Source organism: Desulfobacula sp., from assembly GCF_030611305.1.
Lineage (GTDB): Bacteria > Desulfobacterota > Desulfobacteria > Desulfobacterales > Desulfobacteraceae > Desulfobacula.
The window spans coordinates 1-22,949 of sequence record NZ_JAUWQB010000032.1 but is presented as its reverse complement, the minus strand read 5'-3'; the positions used below and the strand labels follow the sequence as shown (position 1 = coordinate 22,949).

At 37.6% G+C, this 22,949-nt stretch carries 17 protein-coding genes; 15 read left to right on the top strand and 2 right to left on the bottom strand.

Annotated features, from left to right (window positions below; genetic code table 11):
- The first annotated feature begins 26 nt into the window (after nt 1-26).
- The 11 genes from QAI40_RS08180 to topA all read left to right on the top strand — a co-directional run bounded on the left by QAI40_RS08180 (nt 27) and on the right by topA (nt 15,408).
- Nucleotides 27-728 carry a TIGR00730 family Rossman fold protein gene (locus QAI40_RS08180; protein ID WP_299981165.1) on the top strand — a complete coding sequence of 234 codons (702 nt, stop codon included), beginning with the start codon at nt 27-29 and terminating at the stop codon, nt 726-728.
- A 128-nt stretch (nt 729-856) separates the two neighbouring features.
- Nucleotides 857-2,800 (top strand): DNA topoisomerase IV subunit B, encoded by a 1,944-nt coding sequence (gene parE / locus QAI40_RS08175; RefSeq protein WP_299981167.1) that lies wholly within the window; start codon nt 857-859, stop codon nt 2,798-2,800.
- A complete protein-coding gene (gene parC / locus QAI40_RS08170; RefSeq protein WP_299981169.1) occupies nt 2,797-5,076 on the top strand; it encodes a DNA topoisomerase IV subunit A in 2,280 nt (759 codons plus the stop codon). The genes parE and parC overlap by 4 nt, the downstream gene beginning before the upstream one ends.
- Nucleotides 5,073-6,455, top strand: coding sequence for a membrane-bound lytic murein transglycosylase MltF (mltF, locus tag QAI40_RS08165; RefSeq protein ID WP_299981171.1), 1,383 nt, complete (start codon nt 5,073-5,075; stop codon nt 6,453-6,455). The genes parC and mltF overlap by 4 nt, the downstream gene beginning before the upstream one ends.
- Nucleotides 6,456-6,565: 110 nt before the next feature.
- A complete protein-coding gene (locus tag QAI40_RS08160) occupies nt 6,566-8,038 on the top strand; it encodes an Rne/Rng family ribonuclease (RefSeq protein WP_299981172.1) in 1,473 nt (490 codons plus the stop codon).
- 71 nt (nt 8,039-8,109) lie between these two features.
- The gene (locus QAI40_RS08155; RefSeq protein WP_299981174.1) at nt 8,110-8,928 is read left to right on the top strand and encodes a hypothetical protein; all 819 of its coding nucleotides are present in this window, start codon (nt 8,110-8,112) and stop codon (nt 8,926-8,928) included.
- Between the two features lie 34 nt (nt 8,929-8,962).
- Nucleotides 8,963-9,307 carry a preprotein translocase subunit YajC gene (gene yajC, locus QAI40_RS08150; RefSeq protein WP_299981176.1) on the top strand — a complete coding sequence of 115 codons (345 nt, stop codon included), beginning with the start codon at nt 8,963-8,965 and terminating at the stop codon, nt 9,305-9,307.
- 20 nt (nt 9,308-9,327) lie between these two features.
- On the top strand, nt 9,328-10,899 hold the full coding sequence (gene secD / locus QAI40_RS08145) for a protein translocase subunit SecD (protein WP_304511547.1): 1,572 nt from the start codon (nt 9,328-9,330) through the stop codon (nt 10,897-10,899).
- 12 nt (nt 10,900-10,911) lie between these two features.
- On the top strand, nt 10,912-11,943 hold the full coding sequence (secF, locus tag QAI40_RS08140; protein ID WP_304511546.1) for a protein translocase subunit SecF: 1,032 nt from the start codon (nt 10,912-10,914) through the stop codon (nt 11,941-11,943).
- Between the two features lie 133 nt (nt 11,944-12,076).
- On the top strand, nt 12,077-13,144 hold the full coding sequence (gene dprA / locus QAI40_RS08135; RefSeq protein ID WP_299981182.1) for a DNA-processing protein DprA: 1,068 nt from the start codon (nt 12,077-12,079) through the stop codon (nt 13,142-13,144).
- Nucleotides 13,141-15,408 (top strand): type I DNA topoisomerase, encoded by a 2,268-nt coding sequence (topA, locus tag QAI40_RS08130; RefSeq protein WP_299981184.1) that lies wholly within the window; start codon nt 13,141-13,143, stop codon nt 15,406-15,408. Before dprA ends, topA begins: the two co-directional genes overlap by 4 nt.
- Nucleotides 15,409-15,476: 68 nt before the next feature.
- Here topA and efp read toward each other — a convergent pair whose 3' ends face one another.
- A complete protein-coding gene (gene efp, locus QAI40_RS08125) occupies nt 15,477-16,040 on the bottom strand; it encodes an elongation factor P (protein ID WP_299981186.1) in 564 nt (187 codons plus the stop codon).
- 166 nt (nt 16,041-16,206) lie between these two features.
- Between efp and guaA the strand changes: the two genes are divergently transcribed.
- Both guaA and QAI40_RS08115 read left to right on the top strand, forming a co-directional pair.
- Nucleotides 16,207-17,736 (top strand): glutamine-hydrolyzing GMP synthase, encoded by a 1,530-nt coding sequence (gene guaA / locus QAI40_RS08120; protein WP_299981188.1) that lies wholly within the window; start codon nt 16,207-16,209, stop codon nt 17,734-17,736.
- A 26-nt stretch (nt 17,737-17,762) separates the two neighbouring features.
- Nucleotides 17,763-18,740 carry a hypothetical protein gene (locus QAI40_RS08115; RefSeq protein WP_299981190.1) on the top strand — a complete coding sequence of 326 codons (978 nt, stop codon included), beginning with the start codon at nt 17,763-17,765 and terminating at the stop codon, nt 18,738-18,740.
- Nucleotides 18,741-19,128: 388 nt separating this feature from the next.
- Here QAI40_RS08115 and QAI40_RS08110 read toward each other — a convergent pair whose 3' ends face one another.
- Nucleotides 19,129-20,151 carry a lytic transglycosylase domain-containing protein gene (locus QAI40_RS08110; RefSeq protein WP_299981192.1) on the bottom strand — a complete coding sequence of 341 codons (1,023 nt, stop codon included), beginning with the start codon at nt 20,149-20,151 and terminating at the stop codon, nt 19,129-19,131.
- Nucleotides 20,152-20,527: 376 nt separating this feature from the next.
- On the opposite strand from QAI40_RS08110, the gene QAI40_RS08105 reads away from it, so the two are divergent.
- Both QAI40_RS08105 and cydB read left to right on the top strand, forming a co-directional pair.
- Nucleotides 20,528-21,844: a cytochrome ubiquinol oxidase subunit I gene (locus QAI40_RS08105; protein ID WP_299981194.1), complete on the top strand. Its 1,317-nt coding sequence runs from the start codon at nt 20,528-20,530 to the stop codon at nt 21,842-21,844.
- A 21-nt stretch (nt 21,845-21,865) separates the two neighbouring features.
- The gene (cydB, locus tag QAI40_RS08100) at nt 21,866-22,894 is read left to right on the top strand and encodes a cytochrome d ubiquinol oxidase subunit II (RefSeq protein WP_299981196.1); all 1,029 of its coding nucleotides are present in this window, start codon (nt 21,866-21,868) and stop codon (nt 22,892-22,894) included.
- Nucleotides 22,895-22,949: the final 55 nt, after the last annotated feature.

Sequence of the window (22,949 nt, the reverse complement as noted above, 5' to 3'; positions counted from 1 at the left end):
ATAAGAAAGTTATTGGAATAATCAACATGGAAAAACATATAATCAACGGAAAATATCCCATTAATGATTTTAAACCAGGGGAGTCATGGCGGTTGTTTAAAATCATGGGAGAATTTGTCGAAGGAATTGACGCGTTACATAATCTTGGTCCTGCGGTATCCATTTTCGGATCTGCGAGAACCAGCTGTGAACACCCGTATTATAAAAAGTGCGAAACCCTTGCAGCATTGTTTGCCAAAAAAGGATATTCGGTTATTACCGGTGGAGGCGGCGGAATTATGGAGGCTGCCAATAAGGGGGCAGCGGCAGGAGGTGCCGATTCTATCGGATTAAACATTACACTGCCATTTGAACAAAAGCCGAATTCTTATGCTACCACACAAATAGAATTTAAATATTTTTTTGTTCGAAAGGTCATGTTTTTAAAATATGCCCAGGCCTTCATTATTATGCCGGGAGGTTTTGGAACCCTTGATGAGCTGTTTGAAACCATTACATTGATTCAGACGCAACGAATCCGGAAGGTGCCCGTTATTCTTGTAGGCAAAGACTACTGGAAAGGCATGGTCCGTTGGGTGAAAGATAAATTTTTAAAAGAAGAAATGATTTCCGAAAAAGATCTTAGTATTTTTCATCTTTTAGATGATCCTGAAGAAATTGTTCGGGTGGTAGCGGATTTTAATAAAAACCGGCAAAAAAACCATCTTGCAACGCCTTCTGAAAAATAAAAGGCAGTATTCATTTCATCTTTAATGATTATAATTTTCCCGTTTTTACATTTATAAATAAAAATGATATAGGGGTATGTTTAAAATCTTTATAGTTAATTAACGTTTATGTCACAATAGAACAATTTATGAAATTATTTGAGCCGAGCAACAAAAATAAAGACTTAGTCAATGCATACAATGCAGAATCAATCGAGGTTTTAAAAGGTCTTGATCCGGTCAAAAGAAGACCCGGGATGTACACAGACACTTCAAGCCCGGATCACATGGCATTTGAAGTCATTGACAATAGCGTTGATGAAGCGATTGCAGGTTATGCGACTCAAATTGATGTTGTATTAAAGACAGACCAATCTATTATCGTTTCGGATAATGGGCGTGGAATGCCGGTAGATATCCATCCTGAAGAAAAAGTATCCGGTGTTGAATTGATTATGTCAAAACTTCATGCAGGAGCCAAGTTTTCCAATAAAGACTATAGTTATTCAGGAGGTTTACATGGTGTCGGCGTTTCTGTGGTTAATGCGTTGTCTTCCTGGTTGACAATTCATATTAAACGGGATGGACAAAAATACCGTATTGGCTTTGAAAATGGGTTCAAAACCGAAGAACTTACAATTGTAAACAAAATTAAAAAAAAAGAATCCGGAACATCTGTCCAATTTTACCCTGATGGTTCTTATTTTGATACACAATTGTTTTCAAAAAGAGCATTGAAATCTGCTTTAAAATCAAAGGCAGTTCTCTGCAAAGGGCTTACCACTTCTTTTTATGATGAAGCCTCTAAAGAAAAAATTGTCTGGAAATATGACCAGGGGATAGATGCTTATCTGAACGAATATTTAACACAGAAAAAATGTATTTTCCCCTCTCCCTTTACAGGAGAGCTTCAAGGGGAGGATATCCATCTCATCTGGGCACTCAACTGGACCCTGGAGTCAGGATCGAACCCTGAAGAAAGTTATGTAAATCTTATTCCTACAAAATTAGGCGGAACCCACGTCAATGGATTTAGATCAGGGCTGTTGGAATCGGTCAGAGAATTTTGCAAGTTCAGAAATCTTTTACCAAAGGGCTTATATCTTGCTCCGGAAGATATCTGGGATAGGGTTGGCTATATCCTTTCTGTCAAGCTTTCCGATGCCCAGTTTTCCGGACAGACAAAAGAGAGACTTTCTTCACGTCATTGTGCAAATCTTGTAAATATCCAGGTGAGAGATGCATTCAGTTTATGGCTGAATCAGAATATCGAGGAAGGTGAAAAACTATCCGCTTTTGCCATTGAAAATGCAAAAAACCGTATAAAAAAATCTAAAAAAGTTGCCAAAAAAAGGACATCAAATGGTGTCACGCTTCCTGCTAAATTATCTGATTGTTCAAGTGTTGATCAAAACAAAAGGGAATTGTTTTTTGTCGAGGGAGATTCTGCGGGCGGCTCTGCCAAGCAGGCGAGAGACAGGCGTTTTCAAGCCATTATGCCCTTGCGTGGCAAAATTTTAAACACATGGGATATTGACTCTTCTGCTATTAACGAATCTAGAGAAATCAGGGATATTTCCCAGGTTTTAGGCGTTTTGCCAGGATCAGATGACATTTCCAAACTCAGGTATAATAAAATATGTGTTTTAGCAGATGCTGACTCTGATGGACTGCATATCGCAACATTGCTGTGTGCATTGTTTTTAAAACACTTCCCCCAAATTGTAAAAGGAGGACATGTATTTATTGCCATGCCACCGCTATACAGAATAGATGTTGGCAAAGAAGTTTTTTACGCATTGGATGACCCGGAAAAAAACAATATTATAAAAAGAATAAACCGGCGTAAAAAACATGGCAAAATAAATATTCAAAGATTTAAGGGACTCGGCGAGATGAATCCGGCACAGCTTAAGGAGACAACCATATCACCGGATTCAAGACGACTTGTCCAATTATCTGTAAACAATAGTTGCGAAGAATCAATAAAAAAGGTCTATGAGATCATGGATATGCTCCTGGGGAAAAAAAGAGCGAAAGACAGAAAAATATGGATAGAATCCAAAGGCAACATAAAAGAGATTGACTCATGAAAGAAACGCTTTCATCTGAGATTGAAGATTATGAAAAAATACCTTTTCAGGATTTTGCCGAAAAAGCGTATTTAAACTATTCCATGTATGTTATTTTAGATCGTGCCCTGCCCCATATCAGCGATGGGTTAAAACCGGTCCAAAGAAGAATTGTTTACGCCATGAGTCAACTGGGGTTATCGTCTACGGCAAAATTTAAAAAATCAGCAAGAACGGTAGGAGATGTACTGGGTAAGTTTCATCCTCACGGTGATACAGCCTGTTATGAAGCCATGGTTCTTTTGGCACAGCCTTTTTCTCTGAGATATCCTTTGGTTCACGGGCAGGGGAACTGGGGAGATCCCAATGATCCGAAATCCTTTGCAGCCATGAGGTATACGGAATCAAAATTATCAAAATATGCTCAAATTTTTCTTCAGGAACTTGATCTGGGAACCGTAGACTGGGTACCCAATTTTGATGGTACCCTTAACGAACCCACTATTCTTCCAGCCCGCCTGCCAAATATTTTATTGAACGGTTCGACCGGTATTGCCGTTGGTATGGCTACCAGTGTTCTGCCCCATAATCTGCGCGAAGTTTCAAAGGCTTTGATCCATTTAATAGATAATGAGGACGCAAACCTTGATAAAATCTGCAAATTTATTAAAGGCCCTGACTTCCCGACTGATGCGGAAATCATCACGCCTGCGTCTGAAATAAAAGAAATTTATAAAACAGGTTCCGGCAGGATAAAGATGCGTGCAAAATTCCACGTAGAAGATTCGGAAATAATTTTTACCGCCCTGCCCCATCATGCCTCTACGGAAAAAATCTATGAACAGATTGCCGCCCAGATGGAAGCCAAAAAACTTCCGATGGTCAGTGATATAAGAGATGAGTCAGACCATGAAGAGCCGACACGTCTGGTTGTGATTCCACGATCAAACAGGGTTGACCTGGCCGCATTAACCGATCATCTGTTTGCCACCACAGATCTTGAAAAATCATACTCTTTTAACATGAATATGATTGGAATTAATGGCAGCCCTCAAGTGAAAAATTTATTGGAAATTCTGACGGAATGGCTTGAATTCCGAGCGGATACCGTAAGAAAAAAGCTAAACTTCAGGTTAGAGAAGATTTTAAATCGTCTTCATATATTAGAAGGTTTTCTCATTGCCTTTATCAACTTAGATGAAGTGATTAAAATTATCAGAGCATCAGACAAACCCAAAAAGGATCTAATCAAAGCCTTTCCATTAACCGAACTCCAAGCTGCTGCGATTCTGGAAATCAGACTGCGTCAACTTGCCAAATTAGAAGAAATGAAAATAAAATCCGAATTAAAAGATCTGGAATTCCAAAAAAAACAACTCAAAAAAATCCTTGGTGATGAAAAGACCTTTAAAGAATATATAAAAGATGAAATCAAATCTGATACTAAAAAATATGGTGACAAACGACGCTCACCCATAAAGAAGCGGAAAGAAGCGGAAAAATTCTCAGTTACTGATGTTATAGATATTACACCTGTGACCATTATACTGTCAAAAAATGGCTGGATTCGATCTGCCAAAGGCCATGAGATTAACCCGGAAGCAGTTAAGTTTAAATCCGGAGATTCTCTTATGGACTATTTAAGGACCAAAAGTGACAAACCCATCATCTTTTTGGATAATACCGGCAGAAGCTATATGCTGTTTTCTCATTCACTTCCTTCGGCAAGGAGCAATGGAGAACCTTTAACCGGTCATTTGTCTATTCAACCGAATGCTTTTATCAAATTCATGCTGTCAGGAGAATCTGAAAATCATTTCCTGGTCGGTTCAGACAGCGGATATGGATTTATTATCAAATTTTCTGATTTTTTAACCCATTTTAAAAACGGCAAAGCTGTCATCTCTTTAAAACCAAATCATCAATTATTACATCCCGATAAAGTTGTTGACTTGGGAAAGGACGCCATCGCTGCTGTTACCTCTAAAGGCAGGCTCTTAATATTTGCCCTGGATCAACTGCCAAATTTAAAAAAAGGACAGGGAAACAAAATTATTTCCATTCCTAAAAAAGAATTGAGTTCGACGAATCCTGAAAAACTTAAGTTCCTTAAAATATTGCCGGTAAACTCTAATTTTGTTATACATTCCGGCAGGCACTTTCTTAAATTGACGCCTGGAAATCAAAAAAATTATAAGGGGATGAGGGGCCACAGAGGGAAAAAACTTCCCCGTGGATATCAAAATGTTGATAAAGTGGAAATTATGCCAATTAAACCTTATGATGATAAAAAATGAAAAGATTTTATTTTAATAATTTTATTTTAATAAACCTCATTGGTATATTGTCTTTTTTTGTTCTTTTATCCGTATTAATCCACAATACGGAATTCGGTTCTGATCTGACCCGTTTAGAAAGAATTAAAAAAACCGGGGTGCTGAGGCTGATCACCAATAATTCCATTAATTCCTATTATTACTATAACGGACAACCCACCGGATTTGAATATGATCTTGCCAGGGAATTTGCCAATTTTCTCAATGTTGATCTTGATATTGTTACCCCTGGCTGGAACAATATGTTTTCTTATCTTGAACAGGGAAAAGGTGATGTTATCGCATCAGGGCTTACCATAACAAAAGAGAGACTTGAAAGATTCGATTTTTCAAATCCCTATATGCCCATTCAACAGCGCATTGTCCACCATAAGTTGATTTTCGGACCTAAAAATATTGAAGACCTGACCTTTCGAACCCTGCATGTCCGTCGAGGAACCTCTTACCAGTCGCGGCTTGAAGAAATTAAGAAATCCGGTGTTGATTTTAATTATATCCTTCATAACAACATCCCGACAAAAGAATTGATCCGTATGGTCCATGACAGGGAAATAAAATTTACCGTTGCTGATGATAATATTGCTTATTTGAATCAAAGATACTATCCGGATATCCGGATTGGGATTCCACTTCAGGAAAAAGAATCCCTTGCATGGGCCGTCAATAAAAATGATTCGCAAATGCTGGAGCAGATTAATAAATTTTTTCTCTATGCAAATGAAACAGGGTTGTTAAAACAAATCTCGGATAAGTATTATTCTAATATTGAGGAGACAGATCCGTTTGATCTGAAAAGATTTCATCAAAGAATCGAAACCAGGCTGCCAAGATATAAAAAAATGATTATTGATGAATCCATAAAATATGGGTTTGACTGGAAACTTGTGGCCGCTGTTGTTTACCAGGAATCTCGTTTTAATCCCAATGCAAAAAGTTTTACAAATGTCAGGGGATTAATGCAGGTAACAACTATTACGGCAGAAGAGATGGGTATTGAGAATCGTCTTAACCCATCACAAAGCATAAAAGCCGGTATAAAATATCTTGATAAAATGGTTCAAAAATTTGATTATCTCGAAGATGAGTATGAGAGTATCCTGTTTGCTTTGGCCAGTTATAATGTCGGGTATGGACATGTAACCGATGCGATACAGATAGCTATTGATATGGGGTTGGATGAAATAAAATGGCAGAGCTTAAAAACAACCCTGCCATTATTATCAAAATCTAAATACTATAAACAAACCCGATATGGGTATGCGAGAGGCTGGGAACCGGTACAATATGTTGAACGTATACTTACCTATTATGATATTCTCAAACAAAAAGAACTTATTTAGATGGTCATTTAAACCATCGAACAAATAAAAAATTTGACTTGGGCCATTCAATTTACTACTTAAAAATTCAACAATTTTATTTAGATAATAAATATTAAAGAGATGAGGTAATGACAAAAAAAATTCTGATAAATGCGCTAGACCCCGACGAAAACAGAATAGCAGCACTTAAAGACAACAAACTCGAACAATTTCACATTGAAACAACTGCAAAACAGGTAACACAAGGCAATATTTATAAAGGTATTGTCACAAGAGTTGAACCAAGCCTTCAGGCTGTCTTTGTCGATTATGGTGCTCCTAAAAATGGTTTTCTTCAGAAAAATGAAATTCATAAAGACTATTTCCAGGATGTCAACTCCGGTGGGAAGGCGCTATTTAATTTAATCAAGAAAGGCCAGGAACTCATCGTTCAAGTGACAAAGGACCCCATTAGTCAAAAAGGGGCCATGCTGACAACATATATATCTCTGCCCGGAAGGCTGTCTGTTTTAATGCCGGGAAATTCTACCAAAGGAGTCTCTCGAAAAATCAGTGATGAGGATGAAAGAAAAAGACTTGTCAGTATCATGAAAACAATGAAGGTTCCCGAGGGATTCGGCATGATTGTCAGAACTGCAGGAATGAATTCCACAAAAACCCTGTTATCTGCTGATTTAAAATACCTGATGCGAGTGTGGAATAATATCGACAAGACAGCCGTTAAAAACAGCGCCCCTTCTTTGCTTTATAAAGAGCAGACTCTTGCCGTAAGATCTTTAAGGGATTATTTCACAACTGACGTTAAAGAAATTCTTATTGACAGTCCTGAAATATTTAAAGAGGTGAGAGATTTTATTGGTGTTATAGCTCCGAAACAAAAAAAAATAGTTAAGCAATTCAAGGGTGATAAACCTATATTTACCAAATATCAGCTTGAAGATCAGATTGCTTCTATTTATAAAAAATCCGTTACCCTTAAATCCGGAGGGTTCCTTGTAATCGAACAAACCGAAGCCATGGTTACCATTGATGTAAATTCAGGGAAATCCACCAAAAAGAAAAATATTGAAGAAACGGCCTTTCATACAAATCTTGAGGCCTGCGAGGAGGTTGCACGACAATTGAGGCTCCGTGATATGGGGGGGTTGATTGTGGTGGATTTCATAGATATGAAAGAACGACGGCATAAAGCTGAAATCACAAAAACCCTGAAAAATCATTTAAAATCCGATAAGGCCAAAACAAAAGTCGGCGGAATAACAACATTCGGATTACTGGAAATGTCACGGCAGCGTATCCGGCATTCAATCACTTTTGGAAGCTATGAAACTTGCAGGTATTGTAATGGAAGGGGACAAATTCCTTCTGTAGAAACCCAGGGGCTTGCATTTTTAAGGCAGTTGAGTTTAAAGACATTAAAACCTGAAATCAAGGAAGCAACCGGGGTTGTACCCTCTGAGGTGGCAAGTTACCTGTTAAACAAAAAAAGGGATGAACTGACTGAAATTGAATCGAAGAAAAAGGTTTCAATTACGATTGAGGGTGATCCAAATATGATTTCCGGAGAAAGCAATATCGTTATAATATCTAATAGTAATTGAAACCTTTCTTGACATAAATCGTTCTATCGTGTATCTGAAACAATTTCAATCTCAATAAAAAAAGAGAGCTTATGCTTCTGAAAAAGAATAAAAAGAAAAAATTAATAATAATGGCAGTGGTTTTGCTTGGGGTGATTTTATTCAGCATCCAGTATTTTAGCAAACATCAGGAAAAAAAACTGCCGGCAATAAAGGCTGAAACCGCCATACCTCAAAACACTGGAGACAATAATAAAAAAAATATTGCTGAAGAGGATGGAATAGTTCGGGGCGACATTATCGTTATGCCGACCATTAATTATAAAGACCTCGAAAAAGATAAAGCACTCAAAGAACTTATGGCATCACGAAAAAAGATTTTAGGAATTAAAAAAAGTCTTGATATGATTGTTAATTCTGATGAAAGCTTTAAAATTGGTGATATTCAAATTTCCATGAGAGATATTCTGGAAAAAGCATTTATTAAAAAAGGAGGCGTCTTCGAAGAAAAAATTGAGGGCTCAGGAGCTGTTCGACCTCAGAAAATAAAAGAGTATGGGATTTATGTGGTTACCCCAGGTGATAATATATGGAATATTCATTTTAATCTTTTAAAAGACTTTTATGAATATAAAAAAATAAATGTTTCATCAAAGGCAGATGAACCTGTTGATCAGGGGATGAGTTCCGGTGTCGGGAAAATTTTAAAATTTTCCGAAACCATGGTGATTATATACAATCTTATTGAAAAAAAAGTGGGGTCTGATGTTGATCTACTAGACCCGTTAAGTAAGATTGTGGTTTACAATATGGATGAGGTCTTTTCACTTCTCCAGGAAATTAACTATGAAAACATAGACAGAATTCAGTTTGACGGAAAAAACCTCTGGATTCCGGCTAAAAAATTATAAATTTATATTTTATTTATTCTAAGGAGGATTTATTTTGATTACCACAGCATATGCAATGGGACAATCAGGCGGCGCAGGTCAAGCCGGTGGAATAGCAGGTTTTTTGCCCATTATTATTTTGTTTGCAATTTTTTATTTTCTTTTGATCAGACCCCAGCAGAAAAAAGCCAAAGAACATAAGGCAATGATATCTAATTTAAAAAAAGGAGTTAGAATCGTTACGTCTGGTGGCATCTATGGAACCATCCAGAGCATAGATGATACAACCATCGGTCTTGAAATTGCTGAAAAGGTAAAGATAAAAATTTCCCGGGGAAATGTTGCAGCCGTAATTTCTGATACCGAAGCTGTCCAGAAAGAAGATAAAAAGAAAAAATAAATCCATTAGGAGTAATTAGATTGAAACCGTTTACCTTTAAAACTGTGTTAATTACAGGTGTTATCTTAGCAGCCATTGTCTGGTTACTTCCAACATTCTTTAATTGCTGGCCCCATAAAAAAATCAATTTAGGGTTGGATCTTCAGGGAGGAATGCATCTTGTTCTTGAAGTTCAAAATATCAAAGCAGTTGAAGCAGAGGTGGAAAGAACCATACAAGAGATTAAAAAACAGCTTAGAAAAGAAGGTGTAAAACATCTTGGTATTTCTCGTCTTAAAGATAATTCCATCCTTGCAAAATTTCAAGGTGATGAAAACAAATCCGGATTTGAGACTGTTCTTTCCCAAAATTTTGAAAATCTTATTACCCAAAAACCTCAAACTGATAATAATATCATCACATACAAATTAGCCCTGCCGGAAGAAGAAGCTGATCGCATTAAAAAGATGGCGACTGAACAGGCACTTGAAACCATCCGAAACAGAATTGATGAGTTTGGTGTAAGTGAGCCCGATATCAGAATACAGGGGGGGGACAGGATATTGATACAGCTTCCTGGTATTAAGGACCCTGAAAGAGCGAAAGATCTAATCGGAAAAACTGCCCAATTGACATTTCGGCTCGTAGATGATGATGTGGATGTTAATTTAGCCATAAATGGAACACCTCCCGTAGGAGATGAGATACTCTATCAAAATAAATATAATCCAAACTCAGGTACATCAACAAAAATTCCTTTTTTAATCAAAAAAAGAGTTCTCTTGGATGGCAGCCTTTTGACCGATGCCAGAGTTGAATTCGACCAATTTCAGCAACCCCAGGTCGGTATTGAGTTTAATAGAAAGGGCGCCAGAATTTTTGACCGTATCACCGGGGAAAATATCCAGAAACGCCTTGCCATAGTACTTGATAATTCCGTTTATTCTGCACCGGTAATACAAGATAGAATCGCCGGGGGAAAAGCCAGGATAACCGGTAGTTTTACTCTAAATGAAGCCAAGGATCTCGCCATTGCTTTGAGAGCAGGTTCTTTGCCTGCACCTGTCAAAATTATTGAAGAACGCACGGTCGGTCCCACACTTGGTGCAGATTCCATCCGTACGGGCCTTATTTCTATGATTGTTGGCGGACTTCTTGTTATCCTGTTAATGGTTACATACTATAAAAAAGCTGGTTTGATCGCTGATCTGGCACTTATTATTAATATTATTCTGATTGGAGGAGGACTTGCCGCATTCCAGGCCACCTTAACTTTGCCCGGAATTGCAGGTATCATTCTTACTATCGGTATGGCTGTTGATGCCAATGTTATTATTTTTGAAAGGATCAGAGAAGAGCTAAGATCCGGTAAAACACCCCTGGCATCAGTTATAGCAGGTTTTGACAGAGCAACCCTTACAATTCTTGATGCCAACGTGACCACCATTATTGCAGCCCTGGTTCTGTACCAATATGGGACAGGTCCGATTAAAGGTTTTGCTGTTACCCTTTGTCTTGGCATTATTGCAAGTCTTTTTACTGCACTGGTTCTTTCAAAAAACATTTTGGTTTTTACTCTTAAAAATAAACAAGTGTCAAAACTAAGTATATAAAGGAAATAAATAATGCAGCTTATCAAGTCTGATATCAATATAGACTTTATTGGTAAACAAAAAATTGGATTTGCTTTATCACTTATCCTTATCCTCTTAAGTATCGGGTCTCTTATTGTTCATAAAGGGCCTAACTATGGAATCGATTTTGTTGGCGGAACATTAATCCAAATCAAATTTTCCCAACAGGTCTCTGTTGGGAAAATACGATCAGGCCTTTCCAATATAGGGTTTAAGGATGCTTCCGTACAGAATTTTGGGCATGATTACGATTATGAATTTTTAATCCGAACAAGTAATTTAGAAATGACCAACAAAGGATTATCACAATCTATTTCCGAAGCTATCAAAGCATCAACCGGAATTGCTCCTGAAATCAGAAGAGTGGAGATGGTTGGACCTCAAGTTGGTGAAGATTTAAGGAAAAAAGCGCTTTTAGCCCTGTTTTATTCTTTGCTGTTTATCACCATATATATTTCAGGTAGATTTGAGTTAAAATGGATGTTGTCAGGTGTAACAGCCGGTTCATTAATGACTGCTGTGTATTTTCTGTCCGTATTTAATGTAAGTATTGCTGTTCTGATTACAGCAGCCTTAGTTATAACGCTGGCATTGTTTTGGGTTTTGCGGCTTAAATATGCCATGGGTGCGATTGTTGCGCTGTTACATGATGTATTGATAACCGTGGGGATTTTTTCAATTTTAAACCTGGATTTTTCTTTGCCGATTATTGCAGCGCTATTGACCATCATTGGATACTCATTAAATGATACCATTATTGTTTTTGACCGGATCAGGGAAAATATAAAAGGCTTAAAAACTAAGGATGCCTTTCCCGCTCTGTTTAACAAAAGTATTAATCAAACACTTTCAAGAACAATTTTAACATCGGTAACCACACTAGTTGTACTTGTCCCATTATATTTTCTTGGCGGTGAGATTATTCACAATTTTGCATTTGCCATGATTATTGGTGTTCTTATCGGTACATATTCTTCCATATTTGTAGCAAGCCCTATTGTTCTTGCTGCTATCAAAAGGTAATTTTATGCCTGGGTAGAAAAACTCAGGAAAAATTTGGATAATTTGGATAATTTTCATTATAAGAATGCATAATTTTTTTGAAAAATATTTATCCTGGTTTATTCTACGGGAAGTCCCGTTTTTGGGTAATGCGATGTATAAGAAATTGATCGATCAATTTCAGTCGCCTGAAAATATTCTAAAGGCCCCTGAAAGTCAACTTAGAATGGTTGATAAAATGTCCCCAAAAATAATAAATGGCATCACAAATCACAAAGTGTTTCAAGACAGGGCAAAAAAAGAATTGGAACTTATTTTAAACAAGAATATTCAAATTGTTACGTTAATTGATTCCTCCTATCCTGTTTTATTAAAACAAATTCCAGATCCCCCACCTTTTCTGACATACTTGGGCAAACTTGATAACAGCGCTCCTTGTATTTCTATTATTGGTTCAAGAAAGGCAACCTCCTATGGGTTAAGTACATCTGAAAATCTTTCATATAATTTGGCCCAAAGAGGGTTTCAGATTGTCAGCGGTCTGGCAAGAGGAATTGATGCCATGGCACATAAAGGTGCCTTGAAGGCAAACAAAAAGACCATCGCGGTTCTGGGTTCCGGGTTGAATAAAATATATCCCAGAGAGAACGAAAGCCTGTTTCAGGCTATAGCGAAAAAGGGCATAATCTTTTCAGAATTTAAAGTAAATACCGACCCGTTCCCATCAAATTTTCCCATTCGAAATCGAATTATTGCGGGATTATCCTGTGGAAGCATTGTTGTTGAAGCAGCCCAAAGAAGTGGTTCACTCATCACTGCCCGACTGGCTGCTGAATATAATCGAGAGGTATTTGCTGTTCCCGGAAACATAAGATCAAAAAAAAGCGCGGGCACACATTCCCTGCTTAAACAAGGCGCCAAGCTTGTTGAGAATGAAATGGATATTATTGATGAACTCCACCAGTTTGTTCATACAAAAAAAAAAGCTTGTCGACCTGAGCCTTTACAAAAAGAGAAATCAACCCATTATACAAATGATAAATTAAATAGACACAAACTTATAGATTTGATAGAACCCTACCCTGTCCATATTGATGTGTTAATTGAGAAAAGCAAAATGAATAGTTCGCAAATTACATCCCAATTGCTTGATTTGGAACTGGAAGGTATTGTGACCCGCCATCAGGGTAATTACTATTCTATTTCGGAGGAATACCGTTGACAAAACCCCTCATTATTGTCGAATCTCCAACAAAAATAAAGACATTAAAAAAATATGTGGGAAAAGAATTTAATATTGCTGCGAGTGCCGGTCATATCAGGGATCTTCCAGTTAAAACCCTTGGTATTGACATTGAAAAAAAATTTAAGGCCAAGTATGTTAATATAAAAGACAAATCCAAAGTTATCGCTAATTTAAAAAAACTGGCCAAGGATACCAAAGAGATTTATCTTGCCCCTGACCCGGATCGTGAGGGAGAAGCTATTGCATTCCATATTATGGATATCTTAAAGAAAAAAGACCGGATTTTTCATCGCATTCTTATTCATGAATTAACAAAAAAGGGCATTCAGGAAGCACTACAACACCCTTTGGAACCTGATGCTCATAAGTATGATGCTCAACAGGCAAGGAGAAAGCTTGACAGGCTTGTCGGTTATCAGATTTCTCCCCTTTTGTGGCAGAAAGTTCAGGGAGGATTAAGTGCAGGAAGGGTTCAATCTGTTGCAGTAAAAATTATTTGTAACAGGGAAAGACAGATTCGAAAATTTATTACGGAAGAATTCTGGACAATTACAGCTGATCTTCTTGCTCAATTCCCTCCTAACTTTAATGCCGGTCTCGTTAAAATTGATAATAAAAAGGTGAAAATTGATAACGAAAAACAAGCTTCAGATATTTTAAAAGATCTTGGAAAAGCACAATTCATCGTTCACCAAATAAAGGCCAAAACGATCAAAAGGAATCCTTTACCCCCGTATATTACCAGCAAACTTCAACAGGATGCCATTAATCGTCTTAGATTTTCCGCAAAAAAAACCATGATGGTTGCGCAGCGGCTTTATGAAGGTATTGAAATTGGAACAGGAGGACCTGAAGGTCTGATCACTTATATGCGGTCCGATTCAACCAGAATTGCACCGGATGCAGCACAGGATGCACAAAAGTTTATTTCCCAAACCATTGGTAGTGAGTTTGCATTAAGCAAACCGCGATTCTTTAAAAACAAAAAAAAAGTTCAGGATGCCCATGAAGCGATTCGGCCCACCTCGGTTTTTCACACACCTGAAAAACTCAAGGGGTTCTTATCCCCTGATCAGTTTAAACTCTATGATTTGATCTGGAAACGATTTGTTGCATCACAAATGGCCCAGGCAATTATTGATCAAAAAACAATTTTGATTCAGGCAAGTCCAAAATATCTGTTTTCTGTCAGTGGTTCAACAGTGAAGTTCGCAGGATACATGAATCTTTATCCACAAAATGAGGATTCAAACGAAAAAGATACCCAAACACTGCCGGATGTAGAAGAAGGGACTGCTCTTAAAACCTTACAGATCATTCCCAAACAACATTTTACAAAACCGCCGCCGCGCTTTTCCGAGGCATCGCTTGTCAAAGAACTTGAAAAAAATGGAATCGGGCGTCCCAGTACCTATGCAACAATTCTTACAGTGATCCGGGATAAAGGATATGTTGACCTTATAAAACGGTATTTTGTCCCAAGTGAACTCGGGTTTATTGTAAATGATTTGTTGGTCTCTTGTTTCCCCAACGTTTTAAATATCTCGTTTACAGCCCAGATGGAAACCAATCTTGATGATGTTGAAAGAGGTCGTTTAGAAGAAACCCAGCTATTAACTGATTTTTATTCCTCGTTTAGAAAGAGCCTGGAAGCTGCAAGTGAAGATATGATCAGTGTAAAAGGCGTTGGTGTCCAAACAGATTTAAATTGTCCGTCCTGTGGAAAACAATTGAATATAAAAATTGGCAGGAACGGACAATTTCTTGCCTGTACCGGATATCCTGAATGTTCATTTACCAGCAATTATCTTAGAGATGAAAAAGGTAAGGTTTCCATTGTTGAGAAAATCATAGATAACACCAAGATCAAAGATTGTGTCAAATGCGGGAAACCCATGATTCAAAAAGAGGGTCGGTTCGGCTTGTTTCTTGCCTGTACCGGATATCCGGAATGTAACCATACTGAATCTGTTAATGGTGGACAAAACGGTAAAGATATCGGTGTAAGGTGTCCTGAAACCGATTGCTCAGGAACAATTATTGAGAGAAAATCTAAAAGAGGAAAAATCTTTTTCGGATGCTCGATCTACCCAAACTGCACATTTGCATCATGGGATAAACCCGTTGATAAATCCTGTCCTGATTGCAACTCACCCTATCTTGTTGAAAAAGAGACCAAAAAGGAAGGAAAATTCTTAAAATGCCCCAACAGGGATTGCGGTTTCAAGGAACATCAATAAATCTAAAACACCGACATCCACAACAAGTATTCTCTTGGCGGGAAAACTCTTAAGATATTTAAATTGTATTATTCATTAACCCTTTCTACATATTCGCGGGTTCTGGTATCAATTTTTACCATCTGCCCTTCTTCTATAAAAGGCGGCACCTGAACTTCAAATCCGGTTTCAAGTATCGCAGGCTTTGTGCTGCCTGTAGCAGTATCTCCTTTTGCCCAGGGATCTGACTTGATAACTTTAAAATTGATAAAATTAGGCAGTGTTACATCAATAGGCTGACCATTGAATAAAAGTATCGTGCAAATAGTATTGTCCTTTAACAGGTCCATTGAATCCCCTAATTGTTCTTTGCTCAGAAAGTATTGTTCATAATTGGATGTATTCATAAAACAATAGCTGGCTTTATCCGCATAAAGATATTCCATTTCCTGTTCTTCAAGATCAGCTCTTTTAAATTTGTCACCGGATCGATAGGTTCGTTCGAATTTGGCTCCAGTGATCATATTTTTTAATTTACATTTATAAAGGGACTGCCCTTTACCGGGTTTCTTAAATTCAAAGCCAATAATAATATGGGGTGCGCCATCTATTTCAAACTTTAAACCCTTTCTCAAATCACTTGCTAAATACATGAAATGCTCCTAAGTTTATCTTTCAAAAACAACAGATTTTAATATCAGTTCTTCTTTAATCATATTCATGGTGAATTGGCAACCATCGGATAAAAACAACTTGCTTTTTTGTCAGAATTATAGGAAAAATTATAGTTTAGGAAAATTATTAATACAGGAATTTTTTATGATCATTATTATTGATTTCGGTTCACAATTTAACCAGCTTATTGCCAGAAGAGTAAGAGAAAACGACGTTTATTGCCAGGTAGAGCCTGCCAGTATTTCAGTAAACAAAATAAGAGATCTCAATCCGCAAGGAATCATTCTTTCCGGGGGACCTTCAAGCATATATGAAGAAAACAGTCCACGTATTGATAAATCACTTTTTGACCTTGGCATCCCCATACTGGGCATCTGTTATGGGATGCATTATATGGTTGATGTACTAGGCGGGAAAATTAAAAAAGCCACCAAACGTGAGTATGGGTTTGCAAGCCTTGATATTAAAGACCCCGAACCCTTATTCAAAAATATGGACACTGGTTTTCAATGCTGGATGAGTCATGGGGATTCTACCATAGAATTGCCAGAAAATTTTGTTATTACCGCTTCCACTGAAAATACTTCCATTGCGGCCATTGCAAATCATACAAAAAAGTTTTATGGGCTTCAACTTCATCCAGAGGTCGAACACTCCATAAACGGTTCATTAATGATCCGCCATTTTGTATTTGATGTCTGCAACTGCCAGAAAGATTGGACAATGAAATCATTTAGTGGTGGTGCCATTGCCCAGATTAAAGAGGCCGTTGGTGATAAAAAAGTGATCATGGGGCTTTCAGGCGGTGTGGATTCATCTGTTGCCGCAACCCTTATTCATAAAGCCATTGGCAAGAATTTATTTTGCATTTTTGTTGACAATGGCCTTTTAAGAAAAAATGAAAAAGAAGGTCTTGAAAAAAGCCTGATATCCAGCCTGGATTTAAATATCAAATTTGTTGATGAAAAAGATAAATTTCTAACTGCATTGAAAGGTGTGACAGATCCTGAACAGAAACGGAAAATTATCGGCAACCTCTTTATTGAAGTGTTTGAAGCCGAAGCCAATAAAATAGACGGGGCACAGTTTCTTGGCCAGGGAACCCTGTACCCTGATATTATTGAATCCAAATCCGCCTTTGGCGGGCCCACCTCCATTATCAAATCTCATCATAATGTCGGTGGCCTGCCGGAAAAAATGAAACTCAAACTGATTGAACCGTTACAACTTCTTTTCAAAGATGAAGTAAGAAAGCTTGGGATAGAACTTGGCATCAACGATGATCTCATATGGCGTCAACCCTTCCCTGGCCCGGGTCTTGCCATCAGGATCATGGGAGAAATAACGGTTTCAAGGCTTTCCATTTTAAGAGAGGCGGATGCTGTTTTGCTTGAAGAAATTAGAGAAGCCGGACTTTACAGAAAGTTGTGGCAATCTTTTGCTGTTCTTTTGCCTGTGAAAACTGTGGGGGTGATGGGAGATAAAAGAACCTTTGCAAATTGTATTGCAATAAGAGCTGTCACAAGCAATGATGCAATGACTGCTGACTGGGCAAAATTACCCCATGACATCCTAGGAAAAATTTCCAACAGGATTATCAATGAAGTCGAAAATATTAATAGAGTTGTTTTTGATATCACATCCAAACCTCCAGGAACTATTGAATGGGAATAAAATAATAGAAACAGGACATATAAAAAATGGATTCAATGAATTTAAAAGATTTCAGACCTGATGACCCGGATTTTAATAAGAATGAAGAATTACTTAAACGCACTGACAGTGAAATTCCGGCTTCGACATATCACGAAGAAATCAATACCTTGAAAATAGATAAGCTTTCTAACAGGGTCACAATTATTTCCATCATTATTCCGTGCCTGATCGGTGCCATTCTCATTTTTGCTTACCTTGACATGAAAGAACGAATGGTTAATGTGGATTTGACCAAACAAAACCAATTCGAAAGAATCTCTCAACAATTGGAAGAAAAAGTAAATGCCCTTGATGTAAAAATAGCTAAAAATAAATTTGATCTTGATAATAAATTGCCTGAATTCAACAAAAAAGTCATTTCATTTGAAGGTCAAATTGCAAAATTAACAAGCACAAAAGCTGACGGAAAAACCATTAAAGATCAATTCACTAAACTTGAAAAACGTGTGGCCAATAATGCGAACCAGGACAAAACAACTATCCAGACCTTTGAAAGGATTAACAAGCAAACCCTTTTCTCCATCAAAGAAAATCAGAATCAATTTAATAAAATTGCCCAACAAACAAAAAATGAGACAAACCTTTTCAAAGAAGAATTTGATGCCAGGCTGCTTGAGTTATCAGACTATGAGCAGCAAATTGGTGAGCTTAGAAAAAATCTAAGTCTTCTGGATAAAAAATTTAGAGGATTGGAACAGGATACTGTCTCTCGACCCGCGGTTGATAAGAAAATCAATCAGTTGAATACTGATTTAAATAATCATATAAAAAATCTTGGACAACAGGTAGATAAGTTGAATCAAAAACTTACTGCGAATATATCCCGGCTTCAAAAAAATCTTGAGCAGCTTTCCAAATCTTCGCCATCCAATATAATACCAAACGCCACTAAACCAAAACCGCAAATAAACATTGATTCATCTGAATCTGTTAATATTGAAGAAGAATCCTTGGTACAATAGTTTACAGGTTTTGAATCCATTGGTTTCATTCATATAAAAAGAAAAATGCCTCATTTAGGTGTGTTTAACCAACCCATTTTGGTTCCTGAACTGACTGATTTTCTTTCCTGCCTTTCTTCTCTGGGCATAGCAGCCCGATATATCATGGAAAATGGGTTGAAAGCTTCTTTAAATTAGAGTATATATAACTCATCCTTAAGGGATATAATTAAAAAGGAATAGAAATGTCTAAACAATATCCGGAATGCCCGCTCTATAATCATGCGACTTGCAGAGAATTACACAACCCGAAACTATGTGCCATCATACGCGATGACAAAACTTGTTTTAAAAAACAGCAAAAACCAAAAAAAGAAAACTCAAACTCAAATAACACATCTTCATAATTCTATTCAATCACCAGCCTGTCACCCGGGTGAATCATACCTTTTACAGAAAGATTATTTAATTTTAACAATGAAGAAAGAGATATCCGGTATTTTTTAGCAATTCTGGTTAAACTCTCTCCTGTTTTAACAATGTGAATTCTCGTTTTAACAGTCTTTTCCCAATTTTCATAACGGGCTGTAAAACTTTCCTTAAATCCGTTTGCTTTTCCTTTTGGTATCAAAATGGTGTTGCCACCTTTACCCAAGTAATACCCGCGTAACTCAGGGTTGTAATCTTTAATCGTTTTAAAGGGTATATCAGCAGTCTGGGCAATTAAGGCGATAGGTATTTGAAAATCTGATTTTAAATTTACTTTGTCAAAAGTAAAAAGAGGATATAAATCTGATTTATTCAAAGAAAAACCGTAGGATTGCTGATTTTCAAGAATTAATTTAGCTGAAACAATTTTAAAAATATATCTCTGGGTTTGCAACGGAAGATATAATGAAAAAAAATCGTTGGTCTTCTGAACTTTGATTTCACCTTTTAGCCTATATTCACCCATGTTATATGCAGACAGGGCAAGCAGATATGAACCAAATTGCTTTTCCAGATCTTTTAAATATTTACAGGCCGCATGGGTTGATTTAAAGATATTTCTTCGTTCATCTACTTTAGAGTCAATCCGTAGACCATACTGTTTTCCTGTAGATTTTAAAAACTGCCAATATCCCACTGCATTTTTTGAGGAAGTTGCATGGGGTCTTAACGCACTTTCAATTAGCGGAACATATTTCAAATCAAGAGGTAATCCATGTTTTTTTAAAGTATTTTCCACATGGGGGAAAAATCTTGCTGCCCGTTTGATCCAAAGAATCACCTGTGGCCGATCCCATAATGCCAACAGCAGCTCTTTTTCCAATCTTTCTTTTACATCCTGACGATTAAGAGGGATTTTAATATTACAATACTCAATGTTATTGTCAAACCGAATGCTTTGTATTAATGAAGGAAGATGATGTTGAGATGTCTGATCAGTCAAGGGTTCTCCATATAAACGGATCAAGGGAACTACAAAAAATAATGTAATTGATATACAGATAATTTTCCAAAAAAATTTGAATTGCATAAATTTATCCGGATGTTAAATTTTTGTTTTGCAGGATCATCTCAGAATCAAATATCAAAGTCAACAAACTGTTAAAGGAATCAAATAAGTATAAGGTGTTTGTCTTGTTCAAAACACCCTTGCCATAAACATATGAATCGTTTATGGTATTCCTATCCATTTATCTTGTTGTTTATTTGAAGTCCGTTTTTCTTTTAGGGCATATTAATTGCTAGTTTAGACAAAAAAATTTAAACGAATTAAAAATAAAATAATAACACATAAAAGAAACCCTTAATCGGAGATATTTATGGACCCGGTTTTTTTATCCAGGCTGCAATTTGCCACAGCAACCATGTTCCATTTTCTTTTTGTGCCACTAACCCTTGGAATTACGATTATTATTGCCTACATGGAAACCAAGTATGCAAAAACAGGGGAAGAAATCTATTTGAGAATGACAAAATTCTGGGGCAAACTTTTTTTAATCAACTTTGCTTTGGGTGTTGTCACAGGGATCACCCTTGAATTTCAGTTTGGAACAAACTGGTCAAGATATTCCGAATATGTGGGCGATGTATTTGGTTCACTTTTAGCCATTGAAGCATCTGTTACTTTCTTTCTTGAATCCACATTCATCGGCATCTGGATTTTCGGCTGGAAAAAGCTGTCTGCTATAGCCCACGCAAGGGTTATGTGGATTATTGCCGCAGCCGGTAATTTCTCGGGCATCTGGATTCTGACGGCAAACGGTTTCATGCAGCACCCGGTGGGCTATACCATCAGAAACGGGAGAGCTGAACTTACCGATTTTTTTGCTGTTATTTTTAACTATCACAGCATTCTTCAGATTTTCCACATGCTTCCTTCCGGCCTTCTTCTCGCCGCTTTTTTTATCATGGGGATTTCTGCATACCACCTGCTGAAAAAACAGCATGTTGATCTTTTTACCAGATCCTTTAAGATTGCTCTCCCCATTGGCCTTGTATGTTCTATTTTTGTAGCCATTGTCGGCGATTTCCACGGAGTTAATGCTGCAAAGAACCAGCCGGCCAAACTGGCCGCCATGGAGGCGCACTGGGAAACCCAAGCCAGAGCACCCATTGTTCTATTTGCCATCCCTGATGAAAAACAGGAAAAAAACCTTATTGAAATTGGTTCAATCCCGAGAATGCTAAGCTTTTTAGGATTTCATGATTTTAATGCAATAGTAACCGGTTTAAAAGACATCCCAAAAGACGAACGGCCACCCGTCCTGCCTGTCTTTATCGGATTCAGGACAATGGTAGGCATTGGCACACTCTTGATCCTGCTGAGCCTTTATGGCTGGTTTCAAAGGAATAAACTTTTGGAAAGCCCAACCTATTTAAAATTGATGCTTTTTTCCATCCCTCTTCCCTATATTGCCATAGAGATGGGCTGGGTGGTTGCAGAAGTTGGCAGACAACCCTGGATCGTGTATGGTGTTTTGAAAACCTCGGAAGCTGTCTCCCCCATTGCCGGGACCCAGGTTCTGTTTTCCCTGATTGGTTTTATCGTGGTTTATAGTCTTTTAGGTGCCATCGGCTTTTATCTGATGATCAAATATGCCAAACAAGGCCCGGGAACTGAGGCTGCAACTAACTAAAACTATTACAGGAGTTTAAATATGCTACTTCAATCTATTTGGTTTTTCCTGTGGGGACTCTTATGGGCGATATTTTTTATGACAGACGGGTTTGATTTTGGCGTTGGCACCCTATACCCCTTTATCGGAAAATCAGACCGGGACAAGAGAGTCATGATCAATTCCATAGGTCCTTTATGGGACGGAAATGAAGTCTGGCTGATCACGGCAGGCGGTGTAACCTTTGCCGCCTTCCCACAGGTATATGCCACCATGTTTTCTTCCCTTTACACCCCTTTAATGTTGATTTTATTTGCACTCATTTTCAGAGGCGTTGCCTTTGAATTCAGGGGAAAAATTGAAAGTAAGGGCTGGAAAAAACTCTGGGATACATTTATTTTCCTTGGCAGTTTTTTGCCTGCCCTTCTTTTTGGTGTTGTATTTGCAAATATTTTTCAAGGCATACCCTTTGACGGCGACGGCATTTACCACGGCAATACATTAAAACTACTCAATCCTTACGGACTGTTGGGAGGCATTTTATTTGTCCTCTTATTTTTGCAGCATGGCGCAAACTGGCTCAACATCAAAACCAGAGGAGAGCTTCAACAAAGAACAATTGCTGTTTCTAAAAAAATATGGCTCATCCTTTTACCTGCTGCCGTGATTTTTCTGATTGCAAGCTATTTTGCAACAGATCTTTATGCTAATTATTTTAAAAACCCTGCTCTGTTCCTGATTATCCTTGTCACCGTGATTGCCCTGTTTGCGATCAGATTCTTTATTGCAGAACAAAGCTTTTTTAAAGCCTGGTTTGCATCTGCATTGACAATTGTTGGTACAACATTCTTTGGAATAGTCGGACTTTTTCCTGCGCTCTATCCTTCCAGCATGGATAAAAGTTTTTCATTAACGGCATTTAACGCATCATCAAGCCCCTTAACTTTAAAAATCATGCTGGGCGTTGTGCTGGTATTTATCCCTTTTGTCATTGGCTACCAGGCATGGGCCTATAATTTTTTTAAAGAACCCGTAACTCAGGAAGATCTTGATATGGATGAAGCATATTGATAAAATAATAGGCGGGGTCAGGCTTTGCTTATTAATATATAATCCAAGCCTGACC

What these genes read in the sequence shown, in the direction of transcription:
- QAI40_RS08180 (WP_299981165.1), top strand. Translation starts at nt 27, where the DNA reads ATGGAAAAACATATAATCAACGGAAAATATCCCATTAATGATTTTAAA.
- parE (WP_299981167.1), top strand. Translation starts at nt 857, where the DNA reads ATGAAATTATTTGAGCCGAGCAACAAAAATAAAGACTTAGTCAATGCA.
- parC (WP_299981169.1), top strand. Translation starts at nt 2,797, where the DNA reads ATGAAAGAAACGCTTTCATCTGAGATTGAAGATTATGAAAAAATACCT.
- mltF (WP_299981171.1), top strand. Translation starts at nt 5,073, where the DNA reads ATGAAAAGATTTTATTTTAATAATTTTATTTTAATAAACCTCATTGGT.
- QAI40_RS08160 (WP_299981172.1), top strand. Translation starts at nt 6,566, where the DNA reads ATGACAAAAAAAATTCTGATAAATGCGCTAGACCCCGACGAAAACAGA.
- QAI40_RS08155 (WP_299981174.1), top strand. Translation starts at nt 8,110, where the DNA reads ATGCTTCTGAAAAAGAATAAAAAGAAAAAATTAATAATAATGGCAGTG.
- secF (WP_304511546.1), top strand. Translation starts at nt 10,912, where the DNA reads ATGCAGCTTATCAAGTCTGATATCAATATAGACTTTATTGGTAAACAA.
- dprA (WP_299981182.1), top strand. Translation starts at nt 12,077, where the DNA reads ATGTATAAGAAATTGATCGATCAATTTCAGTCGCCTGAAAATATTCTA.
- efp (WP_299981186.1), bottom strand. Translation starts at nt 16,040, where the DNA reads ATGTATTTAGCAAGTGATTTGAGAAAGGGTTTAAAGTTTGAAATAGAT.
- guaA (WP_299981188.1), top strand. Translation starts at nt 16,207, where the DNA reads ATGATCATTATTATTGATTTCGGTTCACAATTTAACCAGCTTATTGCC.
- QAI40_RS08115 (WP_299981190.1), top strand. Translation starts at nt 17,763, where the DNA reads ATGGATTCAATGAATTTAAAAGATTTCAGACCTGATGACCCGGATTTT.
- QAI40_RS08105 (WP_299981194.1), top strand. Translation starts at nt 20,528, where the DNA reads ATGGACCCGGTTTTTTTATCCAGGCTGCAATTTGCCACAGCAACCATG.
- cydB (WP_299981196.1), top strand. Translation starts at nt 21,866, where the DNA reads ATGCTACTTCAATCTATTTGGTTTTTCCTGTGGGGACTCTTATGGGCG.